This is a genomic window from Bacillus sp. AL-1R, from assembly GCF_052180195.1.
Classification (GTDB): Bacteria; Bacillota; Bacilli; order Bacillales; family Bacillaceae_G; genus Gottfriedia.
Window position 1 is genome coordinate 2,793,409 of sequence record NZ_CP197469.1, and the last position, 26,763, is coordinate 2,820,171.

Annotated in this window: 28 protein-coding genes and 1 riboswitch; of the genes, 4 read left to right on the forward strand and 24 right to left on the reverse strand. The window is 32.8% G+C overall.

The window, feature by feature from the left end; translation table 11 throughout:
- Positions 1–94: 94 nt before the first annotated feature.
- On the reverse strand, positions 95–1,198 hold the full coding sequence (locus ACSBO6_RS13285) for a sensor histidine kinase (protein ID WP_098845358.1): 1,104 nt from the start codon (positions 1,196–1,198) through the stop codon (positions 95–97).
- A gap of 17 nt (positions 1,199–1,215) precedes the next feature.
- Positions 1,216–1,857 carry a response regulator transcription factor gene (locus ACSBO6_RS13290; protein WP_098845359.1) on the reverse strand — a complete coding sequence of 214 codons (642 nt, stop codon included), beginning with the start codon at positions 1,855–1,857 and terminating at the stop codon, positions 1,216–1,218.
- Positions 1,858–2,323: 466 nt separating this feature from the next.
- Here ACSBO6_RS13290 and ACSBO6_RS13295 point away from each other — a divergent pair, with 466 nt between their 5' ends.
- Together ACSBO6_RS13295 and ACSBO6_RS13300 are read left to right on the forward strand one after the other, a co-directional pair.
- Positions 2,324–2,776, forward strand: coding sequence for a hypothetical protein (locus ACSBO6_RS13295; RefSeq protein ID WP_098845360.1), 453 nt, complete (start codon positions 2,324–2,326; stop codon positions 2,774–2,776).
- Positions 2,715–3,293, forward strand: a complete 579-nt coding sequence (locus tag ACSBO6_RS13300) for a hypothetical protein (protein ID WP_098845361.1) — start codon at positions 2,715–2,717, stop codon at positions 3,291–3,293. The genes ACSBO6_RS13295 and ACSBO6_RS13300 overlap by 62 nt, the downstream gene beginning before the upstream one ends.
- A 245-nt stretch (positions 3,294–3,538) precedes the next feature.
- Here ACSBO6_RS13300 and ACSBO6_RS13305 read toward each other — a convergent pair whose 3' ends face one another.
- The gene (locus ACSBO6_RS13305; RefSeq protein ID WP_098845362.1) at positions 3,539–4,525 is read right to left on the reverse strand and encodes a zinc-dependent alcohol dehydrogenase family protein; all 987 of its coding nucleotides are present in this window, start codon (positions 4,523–4,525) and stop codon (positions 3,539–3,541) included.
- Positions 4,526–4,726: 201 nt separating this feature from the next.
- On the opposite strand from ACSBO6_RS13305, the gene ACSBO6_RS13310 reads away from it, so the two are divergent.
- The gene (locus tag ACSBO6_RS13310; protein WP_098845363.1) at positions 4,727–5,026 is read left to right on the forward strand and encodes a hypothetical protein; all 300 of its coding nucleotides are present in this window, start codon (positions 4,727–4,729) and stop codon (positions 5,024–5,026) included.
- 73 nt (positions 5,027–5,099) lie between these two features.
- On the opposite strand, the gene ACSBO6_RS13315 is transcribed toward ACSBO6_RS13310, so the two are convergent.
- From ACSBO6_RS13315 to ACSBO6_RS13325, 3 genes are all read right to left on the reverse strand, one after another.
- Positions 5,100–5,669, reverse strand: a complete 570-nt coding sequence (locus ACSBO6_RS13315) for a TetR/AcrR family transcriptional regulator (protein ID WP_098845364.1) — start codon at positions 5,667–5,669, stop codon at positions 5,100–5,102.
- A gap of 20 nt (positions 5,670–5,689) precedes the next feature.
- Positions 5,690–6,379 (reverse strand): MBL fold metallo-hydrolase, encoded by a 690-nt coding sequence (locus ACSBO6_RS13320; RefSeq protein ID WP_098845365.1) that lies wholly within the window; start codon positions 6,377–6,379, stop codon positions 5,690–5,692.
- 150 nt (positions 6,380–6,529) lie between these two features.
- Positions 6,530–7,999 (reverse strand): amino acid permease, encoded by a 1,470-nt coding sequence (locus ACSBO6_RS13325; protein WP_098845366.1) that lies wholly within the window; start codon positions 7,997–7,999, stop codon positions 6,530–6,532.
- Positions 8,000–8,202: 203 nt separating this feature from the next.
- Positions 8,203–8,380: riboswitch (Lysine riboswitch) on the reverse strand.
- Positions 8,381–8,581: 201 nt separating this feature from the next.
- Between ACSBO6_RS13325 and pdxK the strand changes: the two genes are divergently transcribed.
- Positions 8,582–9,397 (forward strand): pyridoxine/pyridoxal/pyridoxamine kinase, encoded by an 816-nt coding sequence (gene pdxK / locus ACSBO6_RS13330; RefSeq protein ID WP_498843484.1) that lies wholly within the window; start codon positions 8,582–8,584, stop codon positions 9,395–9,397.
- Between the two features lie 112 nt (positions 9,398–9,509).
- Here the strand turns inward: pdxK and ACSBO6_RS13335 are convergent, their stop codons facing one another.
- The 18 genes from ACSBO6_RS13335 to ACSBO6_RS13420 form a co-directional block, all read right to left on the reverse strand.
- Positions 9,510–9,719, reverse strand: coding sequence for a hypothetical protein (locus ACSBO6_RS13335; RefSeq protein ID WP_498843485.1), 210 nt, complete (start codon positions 9,717–9,719; stop codon positions 9,510–9,512).
- A gap of 341 nt (positions 9,720–10,060) precedes the next feature.
- A complete protein-coding gene (locus tag ACSBO6_RS13340; RefSeq protein WP_498843486.1) occupies positions 10,061–10,654 on the reverse strand; it encodes a YdeI/OmpD-associated family protein in 594 nt (197 codons plus the stop codon).
- Positions 10,655–10,897: 243 nt separating this feature from the next.
- Positions 10,898–11,605, reverse strand: a complete 708-nt coding sequence (locus ACSBO6_RS13345) for a nitroreductase family protein (protein ID WP_498843487.1) — start codon at positions 11,603–11,605, stop codon at positions 10,898–10,900.
- Between the two features lie 120 nt (positions 11,606–11,725).
- Positions 11,726–12,148, reverse strand: a complete 423-nt coding sequence (locus ACSBO6_RS13350) for an RrF2 family transcriptional regulator (protein WP_286138276.1) — start codon at positions 12,146–12,148, stop codon at positions 11,726–11,728.
- Positions 12,149–12,284: 136 nt separating this feature from the next.
- On the reverse strand, positions 12,285–12,911 hold the full coding sequence (locus ACSBO6_RS13355) for a class I SAM-dependent methyltransferase (protein WP_098845371.1): 627 nt from the start codon (positions 12,909–12,911) through the stop codon (positions 12,285–12,287).
- A 96-nt stretch (positions 12,912–13,007) separates the two neighbouring features.
- The gene (locus ACSBO6_RS13360; protein WP_498843488.1) at positions 13,008–14,519 is read right to left on the reverse strand and encodes an MDR family MFS transporter; all 1,512 of its coding nucleotides are present in this window, start codon (positions 14,517–14,519) and stop codon (positions 13,008–13,010) included.
- 143 nt (positions 14,520–14,662) lie between these two features.
- Positions 14,663–14,842, reverse strand: a complete 180-nt coding sequence (locus tag ACSBO6_RS13365) for a hypothetical protein (RefSeq protein ID WP_069033425.1) — start codon at positions 14,840–14,842, stop codon at positions 14,663–14,665.
- A gap of 289 nt (positions 14,843–15,131) precedes the next feature.
- Positions 15,132–15,674 carry an MFS transporter gene (locus tag ACSBO6_RS13370; protein WP_098845373.1) on the reverse strand — a complete coding sequence of 181 codons (543 nt, stop codon included), beginning with the start codon at positions 15,672–15,674 and terminating at the stop codon, positions 15,132–15,134.
- Positions 15,675–15,678: 4 nt separating this feature from the next.
- Positions 15,679–17,115 (reverse strand): FAD-binding oxidoreductase, encoded by a 1,437-nt coding sequence (locus ACSBO6_RS13375; RefSeq protein ID WP_498843489.1) that lies wholly within the window; start codon positions 17,113–17,115, stop codon positions 15,679–15,681.
- A gap of 110 nt (positions 17,116–17,225) precedes the next feature.
- Positions 17,226–18,641: a PH domain-containing protein gene (locus ACSBO6_RS13380; protein ID WP_498843490.1), complete on the reverse strand. Its 1,416-nt coding sequence runs from the start codon at positions 18,639–18,641 to the stop codon at positions 17,226–17,228.
- Positions 18,634–19,113, reverse strand: a complete 480-nt coding sequence (locus tag ACSBO6_RS13385; RefSeq protein ID WP_098845376.1) for a PH domain-containing protein — start codon at positions 19,111–19,113, stop codon at positions 18,634–18,636. The genes ACSBO6_RS13380 and ACSBO6_RS13385 overlap by 8 nt, the downstream gene beginning before the upstream one ends.
- Positions 19,114–19,346: 233 nt before the next feature.
- Positions 19,347–20,084: a polysaccharide deacetylase family protein gene (locus ACSBO6_RS13390; RefSeq protein ID WP_498843491.1), complete on the reverse strand. Its 738-nt coding sequence runs from the start codon at positions 20,082–20,084 to the stop codon at positions 19,347–19,349.
- A gap of 360 nt (positions 20,085–20,444) precedes the next feature.
- Complete coding sequence (locus ACSBO6_RS13395; protein ID WP_098845378.1) at positions 20,445–21,713, reverse strand: peptidase; 1,269 nt, start codon at positions 21,711–21,713, stop codon at positions 20,445–20,447.
- A gap of 6 nt (positions 21,714–21,719) precedes the next feature.
- Positions 21,720–22,397 carry a 3-oxoacid CoA-transferase subunit B gene (locus ACSBO6_RS13400; RefSeq protein ID WP_098845379.1) on the reverse strand — a complete coding sequence of 226 codons (678 nt, stop codon included), beginning with the start codon at positions 22,395–22,397 and terminating at the stop codon, positions 21,720–21,722.
- On the reverse strand, positions 22,379–23,008 hold the full coding sequence (locus ACSBO6_RS13405) for a CoA transferase subunit A (RefSeq protein ID WP_483295171.1): 630 nt from the start codon (positions 23,006–23,008) through the stop codon (positions 22,379–22,381). Before ACSBO6_RS13405 ends, ACSBO6_RS13400 begins: the two co-directional genes overlap by 19 nt.
- Before the next feature lie 65 nt (positions 23,009–23,073).
- Positions 23,074–24,402 carry an aspartate aminotransferase family protein gene (locus tag ACSBO6_RS13410; RefSeq protein ID WP_498843492.1) on the reverse strand — a complete coding sequence of 443 codons (1,329 nt, stop codon included), beginning with the start codon at positions 24,400–24,402 and terminating at the stop codon, positions 23,074–23,076.
- 331 nt (positions 24,403–24,733) lie between these two features.
- A complete protein-coding gene (locus ACSBO6_RS13415; protein WP_498843493.1) occupies positions 24,734–25,522 on the reverse strand; it encodes an SDR family NAD(P)-dependent oxidoreductase in 789 nt (262 codons plus the stop codon).
- A gap of 15 nt (positions 25,523–25,537) precedes the next feature.
- Positions 25,538–26,518, reverse strand: a complete 981-nt coding sequence (locus ACSBO6_RS13420) for an MBL fold metallo-hydrolase (RefSeq protein ID WP_498843494.1) — start codon at positions 26,516–26,518, stop codon at positions 25,538–25,540.
- Positions 26,519–26,763 lie beyond the last annotated feature (245 nt).

Genomic DNA, 26,763 nt, shown 5'->3' on the forward strand with positions numbered 1-26,763 from the left:
TGTATTAGTTCACCCTTTTCACATGAGAATATTCATGTTTTTATTTAGGCAAAATCATGATGGACATAATAGAAATTCATATCACTAGATGAAATTATTGGATTGGAAGCAGTGTTGTAACTGAAAAACCATCATGACCATCTGCTATTATTTTCCCGTTTATAGCCGCTGTTCTCTCTTCCATCCCAATGATTCCTAAACCTTTTTTGATTTTCACTTTGCCTTTCCCATTGTCTTTTACATTTGTTTTGATCATTTTATTCATGACATGTATTTCAATCGAAACCTCTGTTGCATTTGCATATTTCAACGTATTTGTTAAAGCTTCAACTACATTTTCTTGAATTACTTTCCATTGAATGGGCGTAATAAGATCGAGATTTCCTTTATAAACAAACAAAGTTTTTAAATCATGCTTAGCAGAAAATTCATCTATGAATAATTTCATATGGTGAATTCCCATTTGTTCAGTTGGAGGCTTCATATTTTTCAAAGTGAGTCTTATGTTTTCGATACCATCCTTTGAAATATTAATCGCATTTTGTAGCAATTCTAATGCTTTATCTTGATTAGTACTCATTAAATGTTTAGCTGCTTCCATTTGAAATAGTGCACCTGTCATTGAATGCCCTATTTTATCATGTATTTCTTGAGAAATACGATTTCGTTCCTCCAATTTAAAGGTATATTCTGATTGCTCAATAAACTCATTATGGTTATTTATCTTTTTTGAAAGCTTTTGAATTGTACTCCTCATCTTGTCAATTTGCTCTTCTTTAAACGATAATCTAGTGTTATACAAAGTAACAACCGATAAGACGTTAAAACTAAATAATGAAATTAATCCATAAATAGGCTGTAAAGAATAAGGTACATAGAAAATTGGAAATAGTGCAAGAAAGCAACCAATCCATTTATTTGAAGTAAAAAAAGAAATGAGCTCTAAGATTGACATTGGTAGTAGTAAAAGAAATAATGGCTGAATCTTTAAATTGGAATAGGCAATTAGACAAATTGATATGATTAATAAAAATTTTATCAACGATCTATTTTTTATTAAATAAAGACTAATATTTAAACAAAAATAAACAAGTAATGCAAAAAGAACCCAAGAGAAATTAGGAATTTCGTTTTGAATACAAATATAGGCGATATACAAAATAACTGAGAGCTTATTTAAAATAATCCAACGCTCCATAAGTAACTCCTTTTGCGTTAGTCTACTTTCCCAGTAATATAGAAAATAGCGATTTGTGTTCGATGTTCTAGCCCTGTTTTTCCGAGAATTGAAGTAATATAATTAGCTACCGTTCCTTCAGAAATATAAATTTGTTTAGAAATTTCCTTATTCGAAAACCCTTTTGCGATTAAAGCCATTACATCTAGCTCTCTTTGGGTAAACAAGCTCGTATCTATTTTCGTATCTGGTGTATTCGTATTATTTGTTAAATTGGTTCTAATTTTATCTAGTACTAAATCTTGCATGATTGTATTTCCATGAAAAACACTTTTAATCGCTTCTCGAATACGTTCTGGTTCATTATTTTTTAATAAATAACCTTTTGCACCATTTTTCAAAGCATCAATAATATACTCATCATCATCAAAAGTGGTTAAAATAAGTGGCTTTGTTTTAGTTTGCTCAGAAATATGCTTAGTAGCTTCTACACCATTCATATTTGGCATTCGAACATCTAAAAGCGCAACATCTACTTCATTATTTTGACAATATTTTAACGCTTCATTCCCATCATCTACGGTTTCTAATACTTCAAACTCTTCATAAGAGCTCAATATGATTTTAAGACCTTCTCTAATAAATGAATTATCATCAGCAATAATAATTTTTATTTTCATTCGAATAGAGGGAGAACATTTCTACCTCTTTTTCACATCCTTTATTCCGTGTATTATATTTCCATTATATACCACTAACGACTAAATACCATGAGAAGAACAAGATTAATCTCATTGATTTCACAAACAAAACACTTAACTTCATAATTTTAATGTTTTACGAAGCTGGCGTATTCAATAAAAATGTAAAGAAAACACATAACCTCTCATTTTGCGACTAATTTCACAATTTGTTCAATAGTTAAAGGAAAATATCTCAAAAAATTTAGTAAAATTTAACTGAGCGCTCCATTAAATTTCACTAAAAAATATTTACCATTTAACCTCTTTCTTTATACTTCTACCGTCTCAAAAAAGTTTCAAATAGATTAACAGCTTAATTAACGCCGGCAAAATGAAAAGATAACCTAATTCCTTATTAGTAAGTAAAACATTACAAGTTTTATTACAGGAGAAAAATAAGTTCATGGAAAAGCTTAAGACTAAAAAAATACTTATTACATTTATATTGGTGTTCCTAACTAGTAGTTGTAATTCCTCTAATAAGACATTTTTATTAAGAGGTACATTTGCGTGTAAAGAACTGCCATTTGATTCAATGGTCTTTGATCCAGAAAATGACTATACATTTTATTATTATTACGAGGATTTACAAGGAAATAGCAAATTAGATAAAGGAACATTTTTAAGAAAATCTGAATCCAAATATATAATAAAAAGTTCGGTTTTTAAGAACATAGGGATCACTTATAAAAATAGTGGTTTCAAGATTATGATAAATGAAAAAGCATATTACTTTAAACAAATCGATGCAATCCCAGGTATCCAAACAAATTATGAAAGTAGGAAGTTTAATTATGAAAAAAATAGCAAGTTTACTAGTCTTTTTAAGCATCTTAATTTCTTCAACCTCAATTAATGCACAAGAAATTCCAACTGAAGAGACAAGCCAAGAAGCTTTTGTAATACCTGTATCTCAAGAAGAAATTGATAAAGAAGAACAACAACAATTAGAACAACAAAATAGTAAAGGAAGAACTCCATTGTATGAGTATAAAACTGAACTTGTGGGAACTCAAATAGCAAAAAAGGTCAAAATTGGTTATGCTGAAGGGCAACCGCCAAAGGGGACTATATTTCACTCTCCTGGAAGTTTTTATTGGTCAAATAGTGGAAGTAAAGTTACGGTTACAATATCCGTTGCATATGGTGCTTATTCAATAGGAGTAACTCCAGGAAGTATAAGTGGCACTGGAGTTGTAGTAAAATCGCCATATATGGGACAAGCAGTAAAACTTTTAATTCATAAGGATATAGAAGTTAAAAAGTATAAGCAATATAGAAAAACTGTTATGGGTAGCGGAAAATGGGAATATGTTGGTGACGTATATACAAAGGTACCTGTATTAAATCATTATACAGTCGTAAAAGTATAAATTATAATTAAAACTAATCTCCACAATAAAGATAAATATATAGCTAAAAAACTAGAAAGCTCAGAAATAAATCTGGGCTTTTTTAATTGATTGGTGTGAGTCAGTAATCAAAATCCAAAGATAATTCTATATGAGAATTGAACAAAATAACTTAACTACTTGTCGCTTTACTAAGACTTGCTATCTTTCAAAAATTATATAAAAAAAAATCCCCAAGCATATGCAAAAGGGGATTTAAATAGTTTTTATATATTTTCAATTAATACTTTACCAAATTGTACTTCATTATTTTCAAAGTAATCATGGGCTTCCTTCACTTGATCAAATGTAAAAGATTTTGGATTGATTAGCGGCTTTAGCTTACCTTCATCAACTAAAGTAGCGATTTTATTTAAAATAGTACTATGTTCTTTTCGCCCTTCCTCAGTTTTTTGAGTAAGCAAAATAAAAATAACATGTAAAGATAAAGATTTGTTATGTAAAAGTGTTAAATCATGCGTCGAACGTGCTGCGATTGCTAGAACAGTACCTTTTGGTTTAGCTGCAATAAATGATTTATCTAGATTTTCTTTACCGACAGTATCAAAAACAAGATCAAAGCCTTGCCCATCTGTTAGGCGGTTAACATATTCTTCTGCGGTCTCTTCCTTGTAATTAATGACGTGGTCTGCGCCTAGCTTTTTAACTAAATCAGCTTTTTCCTTCGACGAGACTGTTGTCGAAACAGTAGCTCCAAAAGCTTTCGCTAACTGAATCGCTAAATGACCAACACCACCTGCACCGCCATGAATTAAAATATGATCACCTTGTTTTAAATTGCCTCTGTCAAAAAGTGCCTCCCAAGCAGTAATAGCTGTTAATGGTAAACTTGCCGCTTCTTGAATTGGTAAATTTTTTGGAGCTTTAGCGATTACTGATTCCTCTATTAATAAATAATCTGAAAGAGTACCAGTAAAGACATTTAAACCGAATACAGAATCACCAACTGAAAAACGTGAAACATTTTCACCAACTTCAACAACTTCACCAGAAAAATCACTATGTAAAATCATTGGAAAATTCGGTTGAAACACATTTGGTACAATTCCTTTTCGAATCTTTGTATCAATCGGATTGATACTAGTCGCAGAAACCTTGACTAAAACTTGATGACCAGATGGTTTCGGTATTGAAAGTTCAACATTTTTAAACTCAGAACTATCTCCATATTGATGAATGACAACCGCTTTCATAATAGCCTCCTATTCGAAATAGAAAATATTTTTAAGTCATTGTAGCATACATCTGATCGAAAAAAATACAATTTTGACTCCAAATTGATTCATGAGGTTTTGATTATAATGGTTAAAAATCTATAATTTATATTGTTTTTTCACTTTGATTCCGTATAATCAATAGTAATCTTTTAATCTTATTCATGGAGGAAAAATACTATGGTAAACAAATTAGAGGAATTAAATGAGAGAAATACGTTAAACCATAGAAATATTGTAAAGTATGTAAAACACGTCTTTGATGAGTTAGACTTAAAAGTTAAAAGATTTCGCGAAGAAGCAGCAATCAGAGCAGCTCACCATGCAAAACCAGATTTAGAAGAAGAAAAATTATTTTATAACAATATTCACCATATGAAGACGTTACTAATTGATGTATTAGAACGTACTACTGAAGATCTTGAACATGTTGGCGATAAAAACTGGAATAAAAATTTTAAAGACGGCGTGAACGCATAATAATAAATAAAAACGTATTTTCTCTATAAATCAAGGATAGGAAGGTATTTAAACCTTTCTATCCTTTTGATTATTAATTCATATGCTGCTTTAAATTTCTTACATAATTTTTCAATACAAAAAGTACACTTTCATCAATTGGGATATTTATACCAAACCCATCACTTTTTTCAAGCGAAACAAAACCATGAAGCAAACTTCTTAAGCCTCTAACCGCATGAATAAGTTCAATGTCAGTTAAATGATAAGGTTTTAGTACTTCGTAAATTAAGTTCAATATTTTATTCCCAATCAAACGATACTCATCTCCAGGTGATTGAGACGGAGATAACGTAGCTTTATATAAACCAGGATGGATCCTAGCATAATCGAGATAAGCAAAAGCTAAAGCCAAAACTGCTTTCTCATTATTTTTCCCTTCAACCGATTTACGAAGTTTTTCATAAAGTTGTGTAATCCCATGTACTGCTACACTATTTTTTAGTTCATCCAAATTCTTAATATGGTTATAAATCGATGGTGGTTGAATCGTTAGCTTCTTTGCAAGATAACTAATCGTTAAAGCCTCCCACCCTTCTGTATCAACAATCTTAATTGAAGTACTTAGTAATTGATTATAATTCAATCCAATTCTTGGTGACATTGCTTTTACTCCTTCACATATTACTTTTTAAGAGCACGGTCAATTTCTTCTTGTGGGTGACTTAACATTGTACCATGACCGACTGCCAATAACGTAGGTTTTAATTCACTAATTTTCTTAGCACTATTTAATGCAGCATCCTTGTTCCAAGTTGCCATAGATGGAAAAGGAAATAAAATTTTAAATTGACCAGAAATCGCCAAACCACCTCTTAATGAAAAAGCATCACCAGCTATAATGGCATTTGTCCGTTGATCTAAAAATGCCATTGAACCTGGTGTATGACCGGGAACTTCAACCGCTAGTAAAGACCCAATCGTATCTCCTTCCTGCAGTAAACGATCTGGGATGGTTTGAATATTTTTAGGAACGCCACCTTTTATAGGCGTATTTGGCTCACCCGCATCTAAACTTGTGTCACCTTTTAATAATTTTGCATCTCTTTTTGAAATGGAAACGACTGCATCTGGAAGTAATGATTTTAATTGATCAAGCGATCCAACATGGTCTCCGTGCGCATGTGTTAAAACGATATTCGTAATTTTTTTGCCTATTTGATTAGCCGTATCAATAATTTTAGTTGCACTAAAGGAAAGCGCTGTATCAATTAACGTAAGCTCGTTTTCTTCTTCTACTAAAAAACAATTCACAGGAAAGAAATTTGGTAAAAAGCTCAACTCATAAAGATCATTATTTTTCGTAATTTTCATTTAATATCCTCCTAATGATAAAAACTAATACCTTTAGTTTTATAATACTAAAGGTATTAGTTTTCGTGAACAAAAATTCCAAATTTTACATAAAATTCGTTATATGACTAAAAAAAACCCTTCCATCAAAGATGAAAGGGCTACATTTTATTATTTTCTAGATAAATCCATCTCTTTATAAGAAACAACTTTCGTTTTGTGTTTAAATTTATAACCTAACCAAACAATTAAAAACACAGGAATTCCAATATATGAAACAAGTACGCCTTGCCAATCAATTGCATTACCAGTGAAAGCTTGCCAGTTTTGAGCTAGTACAATAAATAAACAAGCTAAGAATGCTAAAATTGGACCAAGTGGGAACCATTTTGCTCGGTATGGTAAGTCATTCAAATCTAATCCTTGAGCAACATAAGCTTTGCGGAATCGGTAATGAGAAATCGCGATCCCTAACCAAGCAAGGAAACCTGATAATCCTGATAAATTTAATAACCAAGTATACACTTGACCTTCACCGAAGAATGAAGATAAACAAGCAAGTGAACCAACCGCAAGTGTTACATATAAAGCATTTGTAGGAACACCATTTTTATTTACTTTTGTTAAGAATTTAGGAGCTTTGCCTTCAATCGCTAAAGTATATAACATACGAGTAGATGCGTATGTTCCACTATTACCTGCCGATAAAACGGATGTTAAAATAACTGCATTCATTACAGAAGCCGCAAATGCAACTCCTAATTTTTCAAATACTAAAGTAAATGGACTAACAGCTACGTCGTTTTTCATAAGACCAGGATCTGTATAAGGAATTAATAAACCAATTACGATAATAGCTAAAACATAAAATAAAAGGATACGCCAGAAAATTTGACGGATAGCTTTTGGAACATTTTTTTCTGGATGTTCAGTCTCCCCTGCTGCAACACCGATTAATTCAGTACCTTGGAATGAGAAACCTGCAACAATAAAGATTGATAAAACACCTAAAAATCCATTATGAAACGGAGCATCCCCAACAGTAAAGTTTTTGAAACCTGCATGATGTCCACTGATAATGCCAAAAATCATTGCAATCCCAACAACTAAAAAGACAACTACAGTTACAACTTTAATTAATGAAAACCAAAACTCTGATTCACCATAACCTTTAACTGAAAGTAAATTTAAACCTAAAATAATCACTAAGAAGATTCCGCTCCATAAAACAGCTGGAGTATGTGGGAACCAATATTTCATCAGCATTGCCGAAGCTAATAATTCAAAAGCTAGAGTAATTGCCCAGTTATACCAATAATTCCAACCCATAGCAAAACCGAATGCTGGATCAACATAGCGAGATCCATACGTACTAAATGAACCAGAAACAGGTAAATAAGTCGCCATCTCACCTAAACTAGTCATTAAGAAATAAACCATAATACCAATTAATCCGTATGCTAAAATAGCTCCACCAGGACCAGCTTCACTAATTGAAGTTCCACTAGCTAAAAACAAACCTGTACCAATTGAACCACCAATTGAAATCATTGTTAAATGTCTTGCTTTAAGGCCCCTTTTTAAAGAACCATCGTGAGTATTCGATACCACATTATCGTTTTTAGGGTTTGTTAGTCCCATCTTGTTGTGCCTCCTCTTCATTCTTGCAATCTTATCTTTACGCGAGAATATGGGACGGTATAAAAGTGTTGTATGATGTGTATTTTACTCAGTTTTTACAAGCAATATGTAAAGAATGGAAAATCTGGTAAAATACAAAAAAACACGTGAAGCAATGTTCACGTGTTTAAGACTCAATTATATGAATCAAACAGCATCAACATCTCTTCAATAGCCCTCCACAAGAAATCTTGTGACAGTCCTACGCTTATTCAGCAATAGGCCCAGTAATAAATTCAAATGGTAAATTTATTACTTCGGCAGTTTCACCTTTTATTACTTTTCACAGGTACCATAAACCTCAAAGTAACGACTAATCAAAACTGCGCCTCTATCCAAACGAGATAAAGATCATATTAAATTAATTTTTATAAACTCAATATACAATCTATTAATCTAGTTTGTCAATAGAATTTTCGACAAAAATAGACTCTACTTAAGAAATGGTATGCCTGATTTTCGCTTAAAGAATGCTCATGCCTTGTACCTAGCACATCTGTTTCTGTATAATAATTCTATGTAATTAAAGGAGGAATTTTTCACATGACAATTTATAAAGCATTGACACTTGCTGGATCTGATAGTAGTGGTGGTGCAGGATTACAAGCTGATATTAAAACGTTTCAGGAACGTAATGTTTATGGAATGAGTGCAGTTACAACCTTAGTAGCAATGGATCCTCATAATCATTGGCATCATCAAGTATTTCCAATTGATATAGATACAATTGCAGCACAATTAGAAACAATCGTTGTCGGCGTTGGGGTTCAAGCAATGAAAACAGGTATGCTCGGTTCAACTGAAATCATTGAGTTAGCTGCAAAAACAATAAAAAAACATACTATTGATCGAGTTGTTGTAGATCCAGTTATGATTTGTAAAGGAAATGACGAGGCTCTTCACCCAGAGACAAATGATGCATTAAGAGAAATTTTAGTACCACTTTCAACAGTTGTAACGCCAAATTTATTTGAGGCAGCTCAATTAGCTAAAATGCCTCCAATTTGCACAGTTGAACAAATGGAAGAAGCAGCACGCAAAATCCATGCATTAGGAGCTAAATATGTTTTAGTTAAAGGTGGAAGTAAAATTCAGCATGAAAATGCAATAGATGTATTATTTGATGGTGAAAAAATCGAACATCTAGAATCTGACAGAATTGAAACTACATACACACACGGTGCGGGTTGTACTTATTCTGCAGCGATTTGTGCAGAGCTTGCTAAAGGAGCAGAACCAAGAGAAGCAATCCATACTGCAAAGAAATACATTACCGAAGCAATTCGTCACTCATTCCCACTTAATCAATACGTTGGCCCAACAAACCACATGGCCTATCGATTACATGGAGAAGGCTAAAAGCAACTAATAGGGCTGTCATACGTTAGATTAACTAACGTATGACAGCCCTTTTTAATAGTAAAAACTGGTGTTTGTACTCCCTGTTCCCTTTCCCCTAGGTTCCTACTTTTCAACTGAAAATCCCCTTGATTACCCTAAATACATTTCTTCCTTTGTAATAAACAAATCTTTCCCATTTAGCTAATAAGCCATTACCATTTTTGCCATTTTCAATCTGAATGACGTGCTGTTTGTGAAACTCCGCAACTCGTTCATTCTGTTTTGTATGCAAACTGTTGAAACGCTTGTGAAGATGTAATGCATGTTTGTTTTGTCCCATATAAATTCTCTACTTCTTTAGTTAATAATTTATCAATACCGCATACAATTTTTCTATCAATTTCTACTTTATTTCCTACATACTTTTACACATTCAATAATTTTGAACATCAAATTGGCTGCAATAAGTGATAAACATGGGGTCGTTAAACAAGTCGATTCCATACCTAATAATGATACAATATTTAATAAAAACTATCATAGAGATAAACTATTTTCTGTTACTTTTAATTGAGATAATCCTGAAGAGAAGATCGTTATCTATATAGATACACAGACAAACAAAAAAGTTGGAATGATTGGTGAGGATTAATTTTTCGATCCAGATCATCCCAAAAAATACTAATCATTTAATCCTTTTCCAGCAAGAATTTGTTCAATGTATTTTTCAACTCTAGACGTACGGGTTTTTGATTGTTTTGGTTGAGAAAAATAATAAAGATACGCTCTTTGACGTCCTGGCGTTAATGCTTCAAAAGCCGTTTTTAAGGCAGGATTTTCATCTAATTTAAGTTGTAATTCTTCGGGAACTGTATAATCTGAAGTCTTTTTTAATTCTACTTGCAAACCTGCTTTTTCCACTTCAATAGCTTCTTTAATATAATCCTTCAAAACGTTTTCCATTTCAATGATTTCCTGAATATTGGTAAACCGTATTTGACGTGCTGATTGGACATTTTCTGTTTGTTGAATCAATATGCCTTTTGGATCTTTTAACAACGCACCTTTGTGAAACAAAAGTGCACAATATTCTTTAAAACCATGTATTAAAACGATATTTTTATTATCAAGTGTGTAACAAGGATGCATCCATTTAAAATCTTCAGTCAGTTCACAATCAATGACGATTTCTCTTAACTTATAAAATTCTTCTTGCCACTTTTTTGCTCTTAATAAAAAAGCTTCAACTTTAGGATGCATATTTGTATTTGTCATCAATAAACACCTCTCATTAATTCTTCCAGACTATTTTTTAGCGGATAATAATAACTTCAGAATTTCATTCAGATCCTACTTAGTACTTCACCAAAATTCTTCCCTTTAATCAGCCATCATTTTTTCTAGTTAGACTGACAATTAGTTCCTTCAAAAGAATTTATTCTTTAAACGAATGCAAATTTCCTTCAAACAAAAAAAGAACAGGTAAAAGGTTTCCCTTATCCCTGCTCTTCTTAATGCTTAGTATTTTTCCCAAGCAACAACTTCATCTAAAGTTAAACGAACTTTTTCAAAGCCTGCTTTGATTCCTTTACCAACTGAAATTAACATAACTGGTTTGAAGTTTGCTGGTACATTGAACGCTTCTACAAACTTCGCTTGGTCAAACCCACCCATTGGAACTGTATCTAAACCTTTTGCTTTTGCTGCAAGCATAAATTGCATTGAAACTAATCCACCATCGACCATCGCAATTTTTGTTGCGATTTCTTCTGGTAAACCACCGTAGTTTTTTACGATTGATCCTACATAGAAGTCTTTCACTCCCTGAGTCATCATACCTTTTTCAACTAACTCATCATAAATACGATCGGCATTTTTATATGCTTCTGTATCACCTAAAACAGCGATTACCGCAGATGCATCAACAACTTGTTGTTGGTTATTAGCGATTGGTAATAGTTTTTGTTTCGTATCTTGGTCCTTAATGACAAGGAATCTCCATGGTTGTAAATTAGAAGAAGATGGAGCTTGAACCGCAATTTCTAGCAACTCTTTAATTTCATCATCAGACATTTGAAAGTTTGGATCGTAGTGACGAACTGATCTTCTTTCCTTTGCTACAGTGAAGAAATCCGTAGTATCAAGTTCTTTTGGTGCTTCTTTACCAAAATCAATTTCGTTTACTTTATTTAAATACTCTTCTTTTTCAGATTTAACTTTAGACATATTTAATCTCTCCTTAATTAACTGTATTATTTATAAATACAGTATATGACTTTAACTGTATAAAAGTCAACTACAGTTTATTAAAAAATAAAATCGAAACATTTTAGTTTCGATTTTATTTTATCCATTTTCTTTTGGTAATAAGTCTGAAATTGTTTTCTTCGCAAGACCTTCAACAAGCCAGCTTTCCATCTCATCTTTTAAATCATACAAAGCAGATCGTGTAGAAGGCGCAAAACATTCCTTACTATTTACATCTAAAAAGCCTTTTGAATACGGATCAGATCTCATCGCATCATAAACATCTTTTAAAGTAATTTCATTCGCACCTCTGGCTAAAAAATAACCACCATCTCGTCCTTCTTTAGCTGAAATAATGCCTGCTTTTACTAAATTGGCAAGAATTTTTCTTAAAAAAGTAGACTGTGCTTCAAGTTTTTGAGCTAATACTGCGCTTGGACAGATACCATCTTGCTCTGCTAAAATTAATAGAGATTGCAGTGCTAGTCCAAACCATTTCGTACTAGAAACCTTATCTTTCAAGATCATTCACCTCAGTTACTAGTCTAAACTATTTTTTGAAAAAGACAACCTTATCTAAATTATAAAGAGATAATGCTACTTTTTATCCTAAATTCGCATTAACAATTTCCTCTTGTGACAATAAGATTTGTAAAGATCATTGCTTTTGACATTTCACCATCGTAAATTTAAACGGAGGTTTACTTTCCATATTCTTATGTGGCTCAAGAATCTCGGAAACTTCGATGATTCCATAGTCTCCAAACTCTTGTTTGATCGAATCAGAATCATAAAAAAACATTTTTATCCCTTCCATTATTTCGTAATAGTCTTTAGCTAGCCGTTTGCCCTTTCCGAACATTGGTGCATCTTTTGAAATTGTAGTAAATACCATATACCCATTTGGCTTTAACTGATTAAAGCAATCTTGAATAAACTTCTCTCTTTCATGCTTATTCAATAAGTGAATCAGTGCATAACAAAATATACCGTCATACAGCTTTTGATCAAAAGGCATGTCGGTTACTGAACCATGAAAAATAGGAAAATGAATCCCATTTTGTCTTGCCAATTCAATCGCTGTTTTTGATATTTCAATTCCTGTTACGTTTATTCCGTTGTCAGTAAAAATCTTAGCGTTTCTACCATATCCAATACCAGGAATCAATACATCTTTAACGTTCTTTTCAAAGAAAAAGTCCTTTGTTAAAATTGCGGAGTCTGAGGGTTCATATCCCCACATCATTTGATTTTTTTTAAAACTCGATTCCCAAATTTCAGCCATATCTAAATCCCCTTTCAAAATCGTTCAATCTAAATGAGCTATATTATTTTTGTTCAAAAAAAAGAAAGACCCAAAGTCTTCCTTTTTTATTTCTATTTATGATGCGTTGCTTTTAGCCATTTCTTTATCTGATAAACGTTCATTACCCATTAAGAAAATTGAAATCAACGCTAATCCTACTGGAACTAGTGTCCAAAGGAATGTATGAGCAATTGATGTTGAGAACACGTCAGTAATTTTTGTGAGTATTGGTGCTGGAATCATTTTAGCAGCTTCAGGAGTAAAGGCTTGATTAATATTCGAAAAATCCTGTGGTGCGCCACTTTTTGCAAATGCATCAGTAATTTTATCAGTAAATACATTGCGTTGAATAACACCAAAAACAGTAATACCAACCGTCATTCCTAAAGCACGGAGGAATGCGTTAGTCGAACTGGCTGAACCACGATTTTCATTATCAAAATGATGCATCGCAGACATACCAAGTACTGAGAAGGATGCCCCTACCCCTAAACCAACGATGACCATGTAAACGATCACTTGGAATTTAGTCGTATCAGGCGTTAAAGTACCTAGACAAATAATCCCTGCTAAAAGAAGTATAACGGATCCGACCATTATATTACGATAACTAGTTTTATTCGCTAAAGCCCCACCAAATGAAGCAGAAATACTAACACTTACCATCATTGGTAATAGGACTAAACCAGAATTTGTTGCTGTTCCACCTTGAACAAACTGGATAAAGATTGGAATGTAAATTGTTGCAGCAATGAATGCCGCTCCATAAAATAATCCAACAAAGTTACTAGCAGCAAAAAGACGATATTTAAACATATTAAACGAAATAATCGGTTCAACTGCTTTACGTTCAATAAATAAAAAGATAATAAGGAAAACAGCAAATCCAGCAAATAATCCTAAAATTTGAACTGAATCCCAAGCGTATTCTTTACCGCCTAACTCAAGTGCAAACATTAAACAGACGATACTAATAACAAATGTTGTTGCACCCCACCAGTCGATTTGTTGCTTCGTATGATTTTTTGACTCGATATAAAAATAACTAATTAGTCCAAGTGTTAAAAGTCCAAAAGGAATATTAATATAGAAAATATATCTCCAGTTAATATAATCTGTAATATAAGCGCCAATTAATGGTCCAAGAACACTTGATAATCCAAATACGGCACCAAAAATACCACTCATTTTACCACGCTTTTCAACAGGAAACACATCCCAAATAATTGAAAAAGCAATTGGCATTAAAGCACTTCCACCAATCCCTTGAATAGCACGGTAAATACTAAGCTGAATAATCGAATCGGCAGTTCCACAAAGAACTGAACCTAAAATGAATAATATAATCCCTAACATAAAAAATCTTTTCCTACCATACATATCAGAAAGTTTACCGAAAATTGGCATCCCAGCCATTTCTGTAACTAAGTAAGCCGATGTTACCCAAACAAATTTATCATAGCCACCTAAATCTTTTAAGATTGTAGGCATCGCCGTAGAAACGATTGTATTATCAAGAGAAGCGAAAAATATCCCAAGTAATAACGCAATCATAACAGGAACCAGTTTTGTTTCCCTTTTTTGCATGATGATCTCTCCTTTTACATTTCAAGCATAAATTTAAATCATGTATTCATGTCTAACTTAAGTATATGACTGACTAAAAACGCTCTTCTCTAGAGAACTAAGTCTATAATAATCTTTGACGATCATTCGCACTATTGTCAAAATCAGTCTCTATTAATGTATAAAATAGCATTACTTAATAGACCTAAACCTATTCCAATTCCAAACCCGAGAAATCCTCCTACGATTAAATGTGATGTAAAATAACCTACACCTAAACCAATCGTTAATCCTAAAATTACAAAAGCAGCATAAAAAATACCTACAGCTTCCTCATGTCTCATACTATATAATCATTCCTTCCATACAATTTAATTTCACATAAAGTAATGAATGTATCTATAAATACTTTAATTAACGTACAGTTAATATAACATTGTTTCGTTACTTAAACAATATATAAATTTAAATTTTATTGTTTTATTTTTATAAAAACAGTACTTTACATGTAAATATATTACTACTTATTCATTAACTTTATTGTATAAAAAGGAATAAAACAACGTTACGCATAAAAACCCAACAAAAAACAAAACATTGTTGTGTTACCCTGGAATTAAATCTTTCACTTTATTATTTAGGACCAGTCTGAACCTTGCTCGTTAACATTTTATAGCAAAGACCAATTGCACTTATTATGAAAAGCCAAGCCGCTAGATGAAACATAAATTGAATGTCAATCGATTCAAGTAAAGTGCCTACACCTATAATACAGATAGCAGTTACAAAAGACGTCCAAAATAAGTAACTTCTATAAAAATCAGATGAAGCGTTCATAAATAATTTCTTTTCAGCAATTTTGAATAACGCAGTAAATCCTCCAAATAAAACTTGCCCAATATAGACGATTTTAATATTATCGATCAAAGGCAGTGAAAAAAACAATAAACAGCAAAATAATGAGTGGAATATCATTAATAAAAATGGTGAAACCCGGTCAACGAATCGGCCTCCAAAGTATACTACCACACTTAAACTTAATGAAAAAAGTCCATATAATAAACTAAATACATCATATGCATCTCCTATATTCCTTAAGAAGAGGACATAATATGGAAATACTAAAGAACTGCTAAATCCAATAATACTTAGTAATGCGATTAAAAAACGGTTCATAGGATTACTCCCCATAGTTTTCATAAAATGTATTGATAAATACATTATTTGGATCAAACTCTCTTTTCTTATTGAAAAAATCTTGCGTTTTAGGATATGCCCTTATCATTTGTTGCTTAGACTGATATGGATAATACGGTAAATAATAAGTTCCTTTATGCGCCAAAGTTAGATCAGTCCACTTTTGGATTACTTCTTTTGCATATTGAACAGACTTCTGATCTTTACCGTGTTGAATCAATACAACGAAAGCAAACATATCATCTTTCGCATAATTCATGACTGTTTCATGATCTTTTTCAACGTAACGAATCGTTATATTTAATATATTTAAATTTTCATATTGTAAATATTCTCTAACATCATCAATGTAGCGAGTAAATTCATTTACAGGTACAAAAAATTCCTGCAATACTTGTGTATCTTGACGGTCATCGAATTCCATAAACTTACTTTCAGAGCGCATGACATTATTACGAGTTTCGTAGTTTCCATTTAGCGAGTGAATAAAGCGATATTGGAAATCCCAAAAAAGATTTTTACCCATGTCCGAAGTTCTGGACATACCAAGTGCAAACTTCGGTAAAAAAGTGGAATGATCTTCCTTCAGCTCTTGATCTGAATCGGACATTTTACGGGATGTTGCCATATAATTAATTGCATAAACCTTATTAAAAAAACTATCTGGCGCAACTGAAATTCTAGCTATATGCATTCTTGCCTCTTCGTTTTCTAAAACGTTCTTGTTAAAATAATTTGGATACTTCTTATAGTCCATCGTTTTTGTTTCTACTCGATATAATTCATTATCTGTTAATTGGAACTCTACTTCTAAAATAATTCCAAATAATCCATATCCACCTAATACATAAGGAAATAATTCCTTATTCTCCGTGCGGCTTACTTTTATTACTTTTCCTTCTGGTGTTAATAATGTAAACCAATTAACAGTACTAGCTAATGAGTGATTCCGAATGTCCCGACCATGTGCGTTCACACTTAATGAACCACCTACTGAGAAGATTTCTTGTGACTGAGTTACTTTTAATGCGAGATGATACGGATTAATCGCTTTTTGTATATCTCCCCATGTAGCACCACTTTGAACGATCACCGTCTTTTGAATAGGATCCACTTTTTTAACTTTATTAAATGTTTTTAAATCAATGACCACACCATCTTTATAATATGTATGCCCCCCTTGACTATGTCGCTCTCCCGCAATGGATACCGTCTTGCCTTGTTTTTTTGCATCGATTACAATTTTCTTTAATTGCTCTACTTCCTTTCCTTTCACAATACGATCAATTTTAGTAGGAAGAAGATGGCCAACATCATCAATCACTCCATGCTTTAGAGGGGAAGGTTTATTCCAAAGCGTATGTAAAACTGTCACAAACACGGTTAAGAGGAGTATTCCTACAAATATTCTTTTCCCCATGTTCTTTTCCTCCTAATAAAAAAAATAAATTTAAGCGTTAAAAAAGACGTGCTTACACTAATGTATAATACACGTCTTATTTTAACGATCTGTGCTTATTTAATATGATATTAACTAAACCAACCAATCATTCGATTTACGTCTTTTTCATCTAAATGTCTTACTTGATAAGTACGTCCAAATTGGCTCGAAAGAATCGTAATATAGATCGATTTTAGTTTGACTCTTTTTTGCAGGAAACTTTGTTCACCGATCAATACTTGTATTCTCTCTTTTGGTAAAATCGCGGTTGTTCTAGAGAAATAACCAGACTGAACGATCACAGTTCGATCTAATAATGTATAGCCTGCATTTCTAAATCCTAATTCCCCTATAAATAGACCGAAAAATACAATGCCATAAACCCAGAAGTGAATAAATGGAAGAAATACAATTCCACTTGCTAGTAGAAGAAATGTAATCGTCATTCTTGAATAATACGTTTTTCGAGCTCTTTTCGGTGCTCTGTTTGATATTTCATCATAGTTAATAGAAGGAATAAAATTTTTTAAAAATAATTGGACATCCTTCGTTTTTATAAACGGATGTAGAACATGTCTACCTTGTTCCTGCTTATCCCCCATGCCAACAGCTTCTACGTATACAGTCGAATAGCCAAATAATTGACGAATAATCCCTTCTTTTACAACTACTCCTTGAATTCGTTTTAAAGAAACCGTAAATTCATTTTTTTCGAATAACCCTCTTGTAATAATAATTCGATCATCTTTTCTTTGGACAGTAAAGTTTGCAAACTTTAATATGTATCGAATGGTTGAAAAAATGAGGGCAAGTAATAAACTACCTAAAAATACAATAAAGAACATCATGTAAGTGAATGTTTGTATTTGATTATATATTGCCACATAAATACTATGAGGCAGTAAATCCTCGATTTGTGAAAATAATGATGCTAACACGGCAAAAGCTAGTCCGACTTCAAAGGAAGTAATTCCAGCTAAAAAAAGTTTTCTCGTTTCAATTGTTAAACTTATATCTACTAATGGCACTGCTTGTACACTATTTTCCTCAGCTACAACCAAACCTACTTTTTTCTTTTTAGAGTTTAATACTTCATTTTTTAATGAAAGTGCCACTTCTTTAGGTATTGCATTTAATATACCTTCAGCTTTTTTTCCACCAGCTGTTTCAATTCGTACGCTCACCACATTAAAAAACTGTTGAATAAATCCAGCATTAATTGAAAAAGATTGAATGCGTTCTTTTTGAATAAATGTATTCTCTATTACAAATAATCCTGAACGAATTCTAAATTCATCTTCCGTTATATAGTAAGTAAATCGATACCATTTTATGATTGCTGAAGCAACTGGAAAAATAATCAGAACTGCAGCAAACAAATATTGAAACATTGACCCTTTACCACCTGAAAGTAAAAGTATAATAAGTGGTATTAGTACGTTTTTAATTTGTTCTAAAAATACGGTAAGGATATAAGCTGGATGTTGTCTTTTCGGCTCATACATCGTCATCACTGATCCTTGCTAAGTAGATAATTTTATCTCTAAGCTTTTCTGCATCGTGGTGTTCTAAGCCTTCAATTTCATGTGTGGTAGCTGCCGTGGAAATATTCACTGTAGATAAACCGTATCGACGCAGTATTGGTCCTACTTCTGTCGTCACGTGTTGAACTCTGACCATAGGAATGACAATTCGTTTAATAACAAATATTCCTTTTTGAATTTCTAACTCATTTTCATAAATCTCATATGCGGTATATTTCATTTTTAGTCTTGGTAAAAATAAAGTTAAAAAAATAATTAACGTTATAACGACACATATCATCATCATTAAAATAAAGAAGGGAAGTGAAAAAGATCTCATAAGAAAATAATAGATAATTGGTAAAGTAACTAAAGAGATACTGCTTAATAGTGATGTAATTCTCCATACCGACCTCATTTTAGGTGATGGTCTTTGTGATGGATTTGCTCTCATTTAATCACCTTTTCTATCTCATTAATCTATCACTTACTATATCATACCATGAGACAAACTATTCACAAACCTCCTATTTATCGACAAAGTTAAAAAAAGGTAATTTTCCCCATAAATTGAAGTGAAAATATCATTTATTTAAGCAATTTAAACAGATTGATTGAAAACTTTATTAATAAAAAAAGGCTATACCATAAAGTCCAACGTACAATGACCTATTTAGAAACCCCATTTCATTTTTGATAATTTGTTACAGATTCTCTAAAATTTACAATTACCTTAGCCTGCCCTTCTACAATCTTAGCAAATTCATCCATAGTAGTGTCATACTTAATATAAATTCTTGGTAAAAGATAGTTTTCATTCTTTGTACCTTTTTCTATAAAATATTCCGGATCTGTTGCTACTGCAAAAGAATAGTACTTTTTTGTTTCCTCAATTACTTTATCATTATGATAACCATAAGGATACGAGAGAGCTATCACAGCTTTTCCAGTAATCGATTGAATCTTCTCTTTGGAATCTTTCAATTCATGCTTATAATCATTGATCTTCCTTAAATCTGGATGAGTTGCAGTATGTGATTGGATTGAGAACATCCCTGAATCAGCCATCTTTTTTAAGTCCGTGCTAGAAAGACGATCTGGCCATCCAATATAGTCGGATATTGCAAAAATAGATGCTTTTGGTGTAAACGTATCCGATTTCAATTTTTGAAAGATTTTTACTACATTTAAGTTATTTTTATAACCGTCATCAATCGTAATAAATATAGGTTTCTTTACTTTATTACGGTCTTTCCATTGCTCAAAAGTTAAAAGCGTAAATCCATGATCACGTAAATAGATCATTTGCTTTTCAAAATTCTCTGGTGAGACAAACAAAGCTCTTACTCCGTGGCCAGTAAACTCATCAATGGAATGATAAATTAGAATTGGAATTTTATCTGCAGCATGTGTTTTTTCTGGCAACTGGATCCACAAAAATAGACATAGAAACAATAAAAATATCTTTCGCATAAAAATCCTCTCTTTACCTTTTTATTCTTTAGTGTTCCAATTTCCATTTTAACTATCATTTTTTCTAGCAATTTTATAGGATTGATTCAATCTGTTGCCTACGCGTTAGATAATTCAATCATGCTTACCTTAACTAGTAATAAATAAAAGCCCGTTACTCATATGTAGTAACGGGCCTCTCTATTTAATGTTTTTTTAGATGAGTCAATTTGATCGAACTTCCCATGATAAGATAAAAGTTCATATTATTTCCGTGAAAATATTTTTGGTTTCTTTTCATCTTTAATCTACTTATTTTGATAAAATACTTCATTATTCATCTACCCCACACCAATCTAGTAAAGTGTATGCAATTACTTTTGCACAATGAATACATTCATCTAAATCAATGTATTCATTTGGGTAATGTGCAACTTTCGTTTCCCCTGGTCCAAAAACAATAGTAGGTATTTGTTTTATTTGTGTAAATAATCCACCGTCTGTGCCCCATGGAGAGGCTTCAATAATCGGTTCTTTTTTATAAACAGTTTGATATGATTTCTTCAGCGATTCCATAAATGGATGCAAAGGATCGATACTACCTGGTAACCATCTTGCTCCAAAAAATTCAACCTCAACCGGATTTTCAATAAACCAATCATCAATTAATGAGAGTGTTTTAAGCCACTTCGTTATTTCAAGTTTAGCCTCTTCGATTGTTTCATTTGGTGAAACACCTAATCTTCCTTCTAGCGTAACCAGATCTGAGACAGAAGAGGGCCAAGTCCCCCCATTTATTTTTCCAATATTAATTGGAATTGGGATTGGCACATTTTTGTAAAGTGGATCATCTAGTAATCTTGTATTTCGAACTTTTTCTAATTGATTGATATGATTAATAACCATCATACTTTTTTCAATTGCACTAACGCCTTCATACCTCGTTCCTCCGTGGGCAACTTTACCTTTTACTTTTATTCGAAACCAAACACTACCTTGCTGTTTTGGAAATATTTTCATTTTAGTAGGTTCTGGGATAAGGACTGCATCTGCTTCGTATCCTCTTAAGATCGTTGCTAGCGTCCCTGCCCCTCCACTTTCTTCCTCAATAACACTTTCAAAATAGATATCGCCTTTAATCGGAATATTTAATTTTTTGATTGCCTCAATCGCAAATAGTGCTGCAACATTTCCGCCCTTCATATCTGTTGTTCCCCTGCCATATAAGCGATTTCCTACAATTGCACCACTATACGGATGAAGATCCCAACTACTTAATTCACCCTCAGGAACTACATCAATATGACCATTTAAAATAATCGATCTACCATTTCCTGTTCCCTTAAAAATTGCAACGATATTCGGACTATCTTTAAATGAAGTTCGTTCTGAAATAAAATAAGATGATTTCGTTAATTCCTCAATTGACGGTTCAAAGACATCAATCACTAATCCAAGATTTCGTAAATAATTTGAGATAATATTTTGTGCTCCTGCTTCATTGCCTGAAACACTTTTTTCACGAACGAGATGCTGAAGTAATTCAATTGCCTTGTTTTTATTTTTATGAATGTAGTCATTAATTTTAGCTTTCAAATCCAATTTTGATCACTCCCAACGATGAACAATTACATTTGGGTTCACAAATAGTGGAGCACCAGTTTTCTCTATCACATCGCTGACTAAAAATGGAGACATTACTTCATTTAACCAAAGCTCTCCATTTTCTTTTTTAACTTCGATTACAGCCATTTCAGTAATAATTAAGTCTACACAACTTGGAGATGTAAGCGGAAGTGTACATTCAGAGACTATTTTAGGATCACCATTTTTATTAGTATGGTTCATTAAAACAATTACTTTTTTTGATTTTTGAGCTAAGTCCATTGCGCCTCCAATTCCAGGTACTCTTTTACCAGGAACAATCCAATTTGCTAAATCGCCGTTTTTACTGACTTCAAGAGCACCTAGTACGGTTAAATCTAATAAGCCTTTTCGAATAATCGCAAAAGCTATGCTACTATCAAAATAACTGGAACCTGGAATTAGTGTTACAGGTAATCCTGCAGCATTACATAAATTCTCGTCTTCTTCACCTTTTTGTGGAGTTGGCCCTAAACCTAACACACCATTTTCTGCATGAAACATTACTTGGCAATCATCTGGTAAGTAATTTGGGATCAGTGAAGGAATTCCAATCCCAAGGTTCACAATCATACCGCTCTTTACTTCTTTAGCTGCACGCTTTGCCATCATTTCCCTAGGATTTATTTTTCCCAAACCCACTTCCAATCCACTCCTTCCGATTGAACGACGTGGTTTACAAAAGCTCCTGGTACGATAATTTCTTCAGGGTCCAATGCGCCTAAAGGAACAATTTCATCAACTTCCGCAATCGTGATTTTTCCGGCCATTGCTACATAAGGATTCGTATTGCGAGCACTCTTATCAAAAACTAAATTCCCAAAAGGATCTGCTTTCTTCGCATATACAATTGAAACATCTGAAATGAGAGGTGTTTCAACTAAATACTCTTTTCCAAATACATTCACCCTCTGCTTATCAACATCTATTACACTATCAATCCCGATATCTACTAAAACGCCACCTAATCCAACCCCACCCGCTCGAATCCGTTCAATAAATGTACCTTGAGGGCTGAACTCTATTTCTAAAGTACCATCCGTCATTTGCTTTCCAGCATTCGGATTTGATCCAATATGCGTTGTAATCATTTTTTTAACTCTTTTAGCTGTCACTAATTGCCCGATCCCAACATCAGGAAAACCCGTATCATTTCCTATTAGAGTAAGATCTTTAACACCTTTTTCTAAAATGCCCCTAATTAATGTTGGTGGGTTACCAATTCCTCCAAAACCACCAAACATTAACACCATATCATCTTTAAAATAAAGCAAAGCTTCTTCAATACTAATGATTTTACCGAAAGTATTGATGGCCATTATTCAATCTCCTTTGCTTCTTGATTTAGCTTTTTAAATACTTCCTTCAATAAAATTAGCAATTCATTTACTTGTGCATCAGTAATGACTAAAGGCGGGGAAAGCAAGAAACTATTTTCAGATCTTCCATATGGGCCACTAACAGATGGATAAAGTAATAATCCAAGGTTTTTAGCGATCTCAATCACACGATTTGTTACACTTTTACAATTAAAGAATTCTTCATTTATTTCGATTCCAATCAGTAGACCTTCACCTCTGACATCGAATAGAAACGGATACTCTTTCTGCCATTCTTTTAGTTTTAATTTAATCTTTTCACCTTGTATTTTAGAATTTTGTACTAATCCATTTTTTTCGACATAGTTTAAAACAGCTAAAGCTATACTTGCAGAAAGAGGATTCGCACTAAATGTATGCCCACTCATCACAAGCCGACTACCTTCTAAAATAGGTTGCATTACACGATCACTTGCGATTGCCACTGCAATTGGCGTATAACCAGCAGCCAATCCTTTGCCGAGGACTAATAAATCCGGCACACAATTCCAATGATTCATTCCGAACATTTCACCAGTTCTACCTATTCCAGTCATTACTTCGTCCGCAATAAGTAGTACATCGTGTTTATCACAAATTTCTTTAATTTTTTCATAATATCCTTTTGGAGGAGTTAAAGCTGCTCCTGCCGCACCAACAATCGGTTCAGCTATAAAAGCTGCCACATTTTCCGAGCCTAATTTCAAAATTGTACGATCAAGTGCAGTAGCGCAAAGTAAACCACAATTTCCAGGCTCTAATTCAAATGGGCATCTTTTACAATACGGCGCTTCAACCATAGGATAATCCTCTAGTAGACTAGTAAAACGTTTCCTTCTTGAAGGATGACCTGACATTGATAAAGATCCGATTGTAATACCATGGTAGCTCATACTTCTTGATATAATCTTCGTTTTCGTATGAATTCCTCTTTCTTGAAAATGCTGAATTGCCATTTTCATAGCTGTTTCAGTTGCTTCTGTACCACTATTAACAAAAAAACTCCAGTTTAGATCACCGGGAGCTAGCTGAGCTATTTTTTCAGCTAATTGTTCTGCCGCCTCACTCGTAAACTGTGATCGATAAACAAACGCCACTTTAGACGCCTGCTTTACCATTTCATCAATTATTTCCTTTACACCATGCCCAATACTTGCAGCAACTGCACCTGATGAACCATCAATATATTTCTTTCCTTGCTTGTCCCATAGGTAGATTGTTTCTCCTTTATCAATTATTGGATAACGATCACCTACAAGTGGTTTTATTAAATAATCTCTTTTAGCCATACTCCCTCACCATCTTTCACTCAGATCTCATTACTATATATATAGTAGAAAGCGCATGAAGTTAGACTAATGAAAAACAATAGGGTTTACTTCAAATAAATGTATGAGATGTATGGATGAAATAAGGTTAAGCAAATTCAAATGTTCATTTCAACACGAAAAAGACCACAAAGTTGTGGTCTCAGTCTGAAAATCAAGCTTTCTTTATTTAGCCTATAAAATCCTATTCTATTTAAAACCGAAATTATATCTAAATAAAAAAGCTTCGAGAAGATTCCTCTCAAAGCTTTTTTTGAACATCATCAAAGCTGTCTTTATTTAGCAGCTTCTGTTATTTTTTATTTCCGAATTTCGTCATAAAATAATAACTAACTCTAGGGAATACAGAGTAAAGTTTAGCTCCAAATCCCATCCATGAAGGTAGGTCAATTTCATGTACATTATTTCCGATTATAGAGATAACTTTCGAAGCAACTTTTTCAGGATCTAGCATCATTTTCCGAACGGACTTGGCATACGCCCCTGACTCATCTGCAATCTCAAAAAATGGTGTATCCATCGGACCTGGATTTATATTCGTTATATAGATACCATCTTTTTCAACTTCTTGTCGCAAAGCATTACTGAATCCTAGCACTGCATGCTTAGAAGCTGCATATGCTGCAGCCTTCGATGTGGCAATTTTACCAGCTAAAGAAGCGATATTAATAATATGGCCCTTCCCTTTCAGCTTCATAGACGTAAGGGCAAGCTTTGAACAAATCATAACGCCAAATACATTCACATCGAACATTTGCTTCATATCTTGAAAAGACATATGCTCAACGGTTTGAAATAGGCCAAAACCTGCATTATTTATTAAAACATCGATTCCATCAAATTGCTCTTCGATTTGGTGAAATGCATCATATACTGCTTTTTCATCTGTCACATCTACAACAAAATAATGACATTTAACTGGAAAATCTTCTTGTATTTTAGCCTTTAAGTTTTTTAGCTCTGTTTCTCTTCTAGCAATTAAGACGATATTAGCGCCTTGTTTTGCTGCAATTAAGGCCAAATCTTTCCCAAGACCACTCGAAGCACCTGTTATGACTACCGTTTGGTTACTTAACCTCAAAAATTCCCACCTCTATTATTGACTGACTGAATGCTCATTCGTTTTATACTCAAGTATACCATCATTTCGTTCATTTAAACTAATAAAACCTAAGTTTTCCAGATAGTCTAACTGACCAATTGTTTCAGATAAAGTAAGTGAAAGTTGTTTTTGATAAACCTTTGGAAATAACATTTGGCAAACTTCATATGCAGTTAACGGTTGTTTTTTAATCATTTCATACACTTTTTCAGCTCTAGCTTTTTGCTTTTCTAATCTGATTTTTACTAATCCTTTAATATCTGTAACTGGTTCACCATGTCCAGTATATAATTTTTTAATAGGAAGTTCTGCTATTCTCTGTAAAGATTGATTGTATTGAAGCAATGGCTTTACTCTTTTTGTTTCACCATTTAATGGTGGCTCAATGATCGGGTTAGACGAAACCTTATCTAACAATAAATCTCCTCCAAATGCAATGCCATCATCCTCACTAATCAAGGAAATATGAGAAGTTGCATGACCAGGTGTGTACAATACTTTCAAGCCAAAAATACTGTCAATGATATCGCCTTCATCAATAATATGAGTTAATGAACGCTTGCTAGTATATGGCATTTTCTCAGTCGTACGTGGCATTCTTTGGACATATTCAGCTGGAACACCGTATAATATTGCATTTTCAATAAAATACTCATTATAGTAATTTAAGAATGATTGATCTTGAGTTAAATACGGAATATTTCGTTCATGACCTAAAATTTTCACATCTTCATTAAACTTTTCTAATAATCCTGCATGGTCTGGATGATGATGCGTTAAAACAACTTGTTCAATATCTTCTAATTTATAACCTATTTTATCTAATTCGCTTTTTAATGCCTCTAACGTATCCTTAGTATTCGTTCCTGTATCAATTAAAGTTAATAAATCTCCTTCAACTAAAAAAACATTTACTGTATTCATATCATAAGGTACCGGGAGTGTAATTTGGTGAATCTTATTTTCAGGGATCATACTGATTCCTCCTTATCTGAATCTTCTTACAGTTAATTCTAATATACATTTAAAAAAATACAAACAAAGATGATTAGAATTTTACTTTAATTTGATATCAGAATCTAGAAAGGGCAAGAGAACACAAAGATAAAAAAGGAAAAAATTTCCCATTTACTCCTTTTCCTGCTTTAAATTTTGCCTGAACCTAAATATTATTTAAAAATATTTTTAAGAAAATAGATAAAAGTAATATGTCAACAAGG

Coding starts and splice junctions, on each gene's coding strand:
- ACSBO6_RS13285 (WP_098845358.1), bottom strand. CDS start 1,198: ATGGAGCGTTGGATTATTTTAAATAAGCTCTCAGTTATTTTGTATATC.
- ACSBO6_RS13290 (WP_098845359.1), bottom strand. CDS start 1,857: ATGAAAATAAAAATTATTATTGCTGATGATAATTCATTTATTAGAGAA.
- ACSBO6_RS13295 (WP_098845360.1), top strand. CDS start 2,324: ATGGAAAAGCTTAAGACTAAAAAAATACTTATTACATTTATATTGGTG.
- ACSBO6_RS13300 (WP_098845361.1), top strand. CDS start 2,715: ATGAAAAAAATAGCAAGTTTACTAGTCTTTTTAAGCATCTTAATTTCT.
- ACSBO6_RS13305 (WP_098845362.1), bottom strand. CDS start 4,525: ATGAAAGCGGTTGTCATTCATCAATATGGAGATAGTTCTGAGTTTAAA.
- ACSBO6_RS13310 (WP_098845363.1), top strand. CDS start 4,727: ATGGTAAACAAATTAGAGGAATTAAATGAGAGAAATACGTTAAACCAT.
- ACSBO6_RS13315 (WP_098845364.1), bottom strand. CDS start 5,669: ATGTCACCAAGAATTGGATTGAATTATAATCAATTACTAAGTACTTCA.
- ACSBO6_RS13320 (WP_098845365.1), bottom strand. CDS start 6,379: ATGAAAATTACGAAAAATAATGATCTTTATGAGTTGAGCTTTTTACCA.
- ACSBO6_RS13325 (WP_098845366.1), bottom strand. CDS start 7,999: ATGGGACTAACAAACCCTAAAAACGATAATGTGGTATCGAATACTCAC.
- pdxK (WP_498843484.1), top strand. CDS start 8,582: ATGACAATTTATAAAGCATTGACACTTGCTGGATCTGATAGTAGTGGT.
- ACSBO6_RS13335 (WP_498843485.1), bottom strand. CDS start 9,719: ATGGGACAAAACAAACATGCATTACATCTTCACAAGCGTTTCAACAGT.
- ACSBO6_RS13340 (WP_498843486.1), bottom strand. CDS start 10,654: ATGACAAATACAAATATGCATCCTAAAGTTGAAGCTTTTTTATTAAGA.
- ACSBO6_RS13345 (WP_498843487.1), bottom strand. CDS start 11,605: ATGTCTAAAGTTAAATCTGAAAAAGAAGAGTATTTAAATAAAGTAAAC.
- ACSBO6_RS13355 (WP_098845371.1), bottom strand. CDS start 12,911: ATGGCTGAAATTTGGGAATCGAGTTTTAAAAAAAATCAAATGATGTGG.
- ACSBO6_RS13360 (WP_498843488.1), bottom strand. CDS start 14,519: ATGCAAAAAAGGGAAACAAAACTGGTTCCTGTTATGATTGCGTTATTA.
- ACSBO6_RS13365 (WP_069033425.1), bottom strand. CDS start 14,842: ATGAGACATGAGGAAGCTGTAGGTATTTTTTATGCTGCTTTTGTAATT.
- ACSBO6_RS13370 (WP_098845373.1), bottom strand. CDS start 15,674: ATGAACCGTTTTTTAATCGCATTACTAAGTATTATTGGATTTAGCAGT.
- ACSBO6_RS13375 (WP_498843489.1), bottom strand. CDS start 17,115: ATGGGGAAAAGAATATTTGTAGGAATACTCCTCTTAACCGTGTTTGTG.
- ACSBO6_RS13380 (WP_498843490.1), bottom strand. CDS start 18,641: ATGTATGAGCCGAAAAGACAACATCCAGCTTATATCCTTACCGTATTT.
- ACSBO6_RS13385 (WP_098845376.1), bottom strand. CDS start 19,113: ATGAGAGCAAATCCATCACAAAGACCATCACCTAAAATGAGGTCGGTA.
- ACSBO6_RS13405 (WP_483295171.1), bottom strand. CDS start 23,008: ATGGTGTTAATGTTTGGTGGTTTTGGAGGAATTGGTAACCCACCAACA.
- ACSBO6_RS13410 (WP_498843492.1), bottom strand. CDS start 24,402: ATGGCTAAAAGAGATTATTTAATAAAACCACTTGTAGGTGATCGTTAT.
- ACSBO6_RS13420 (WP_498843494.1), bottom strand. CDS start 26,518: ATGATCCCTGAAAATAAGATTCACCAAATTACACTCCCGGTACCTTAT.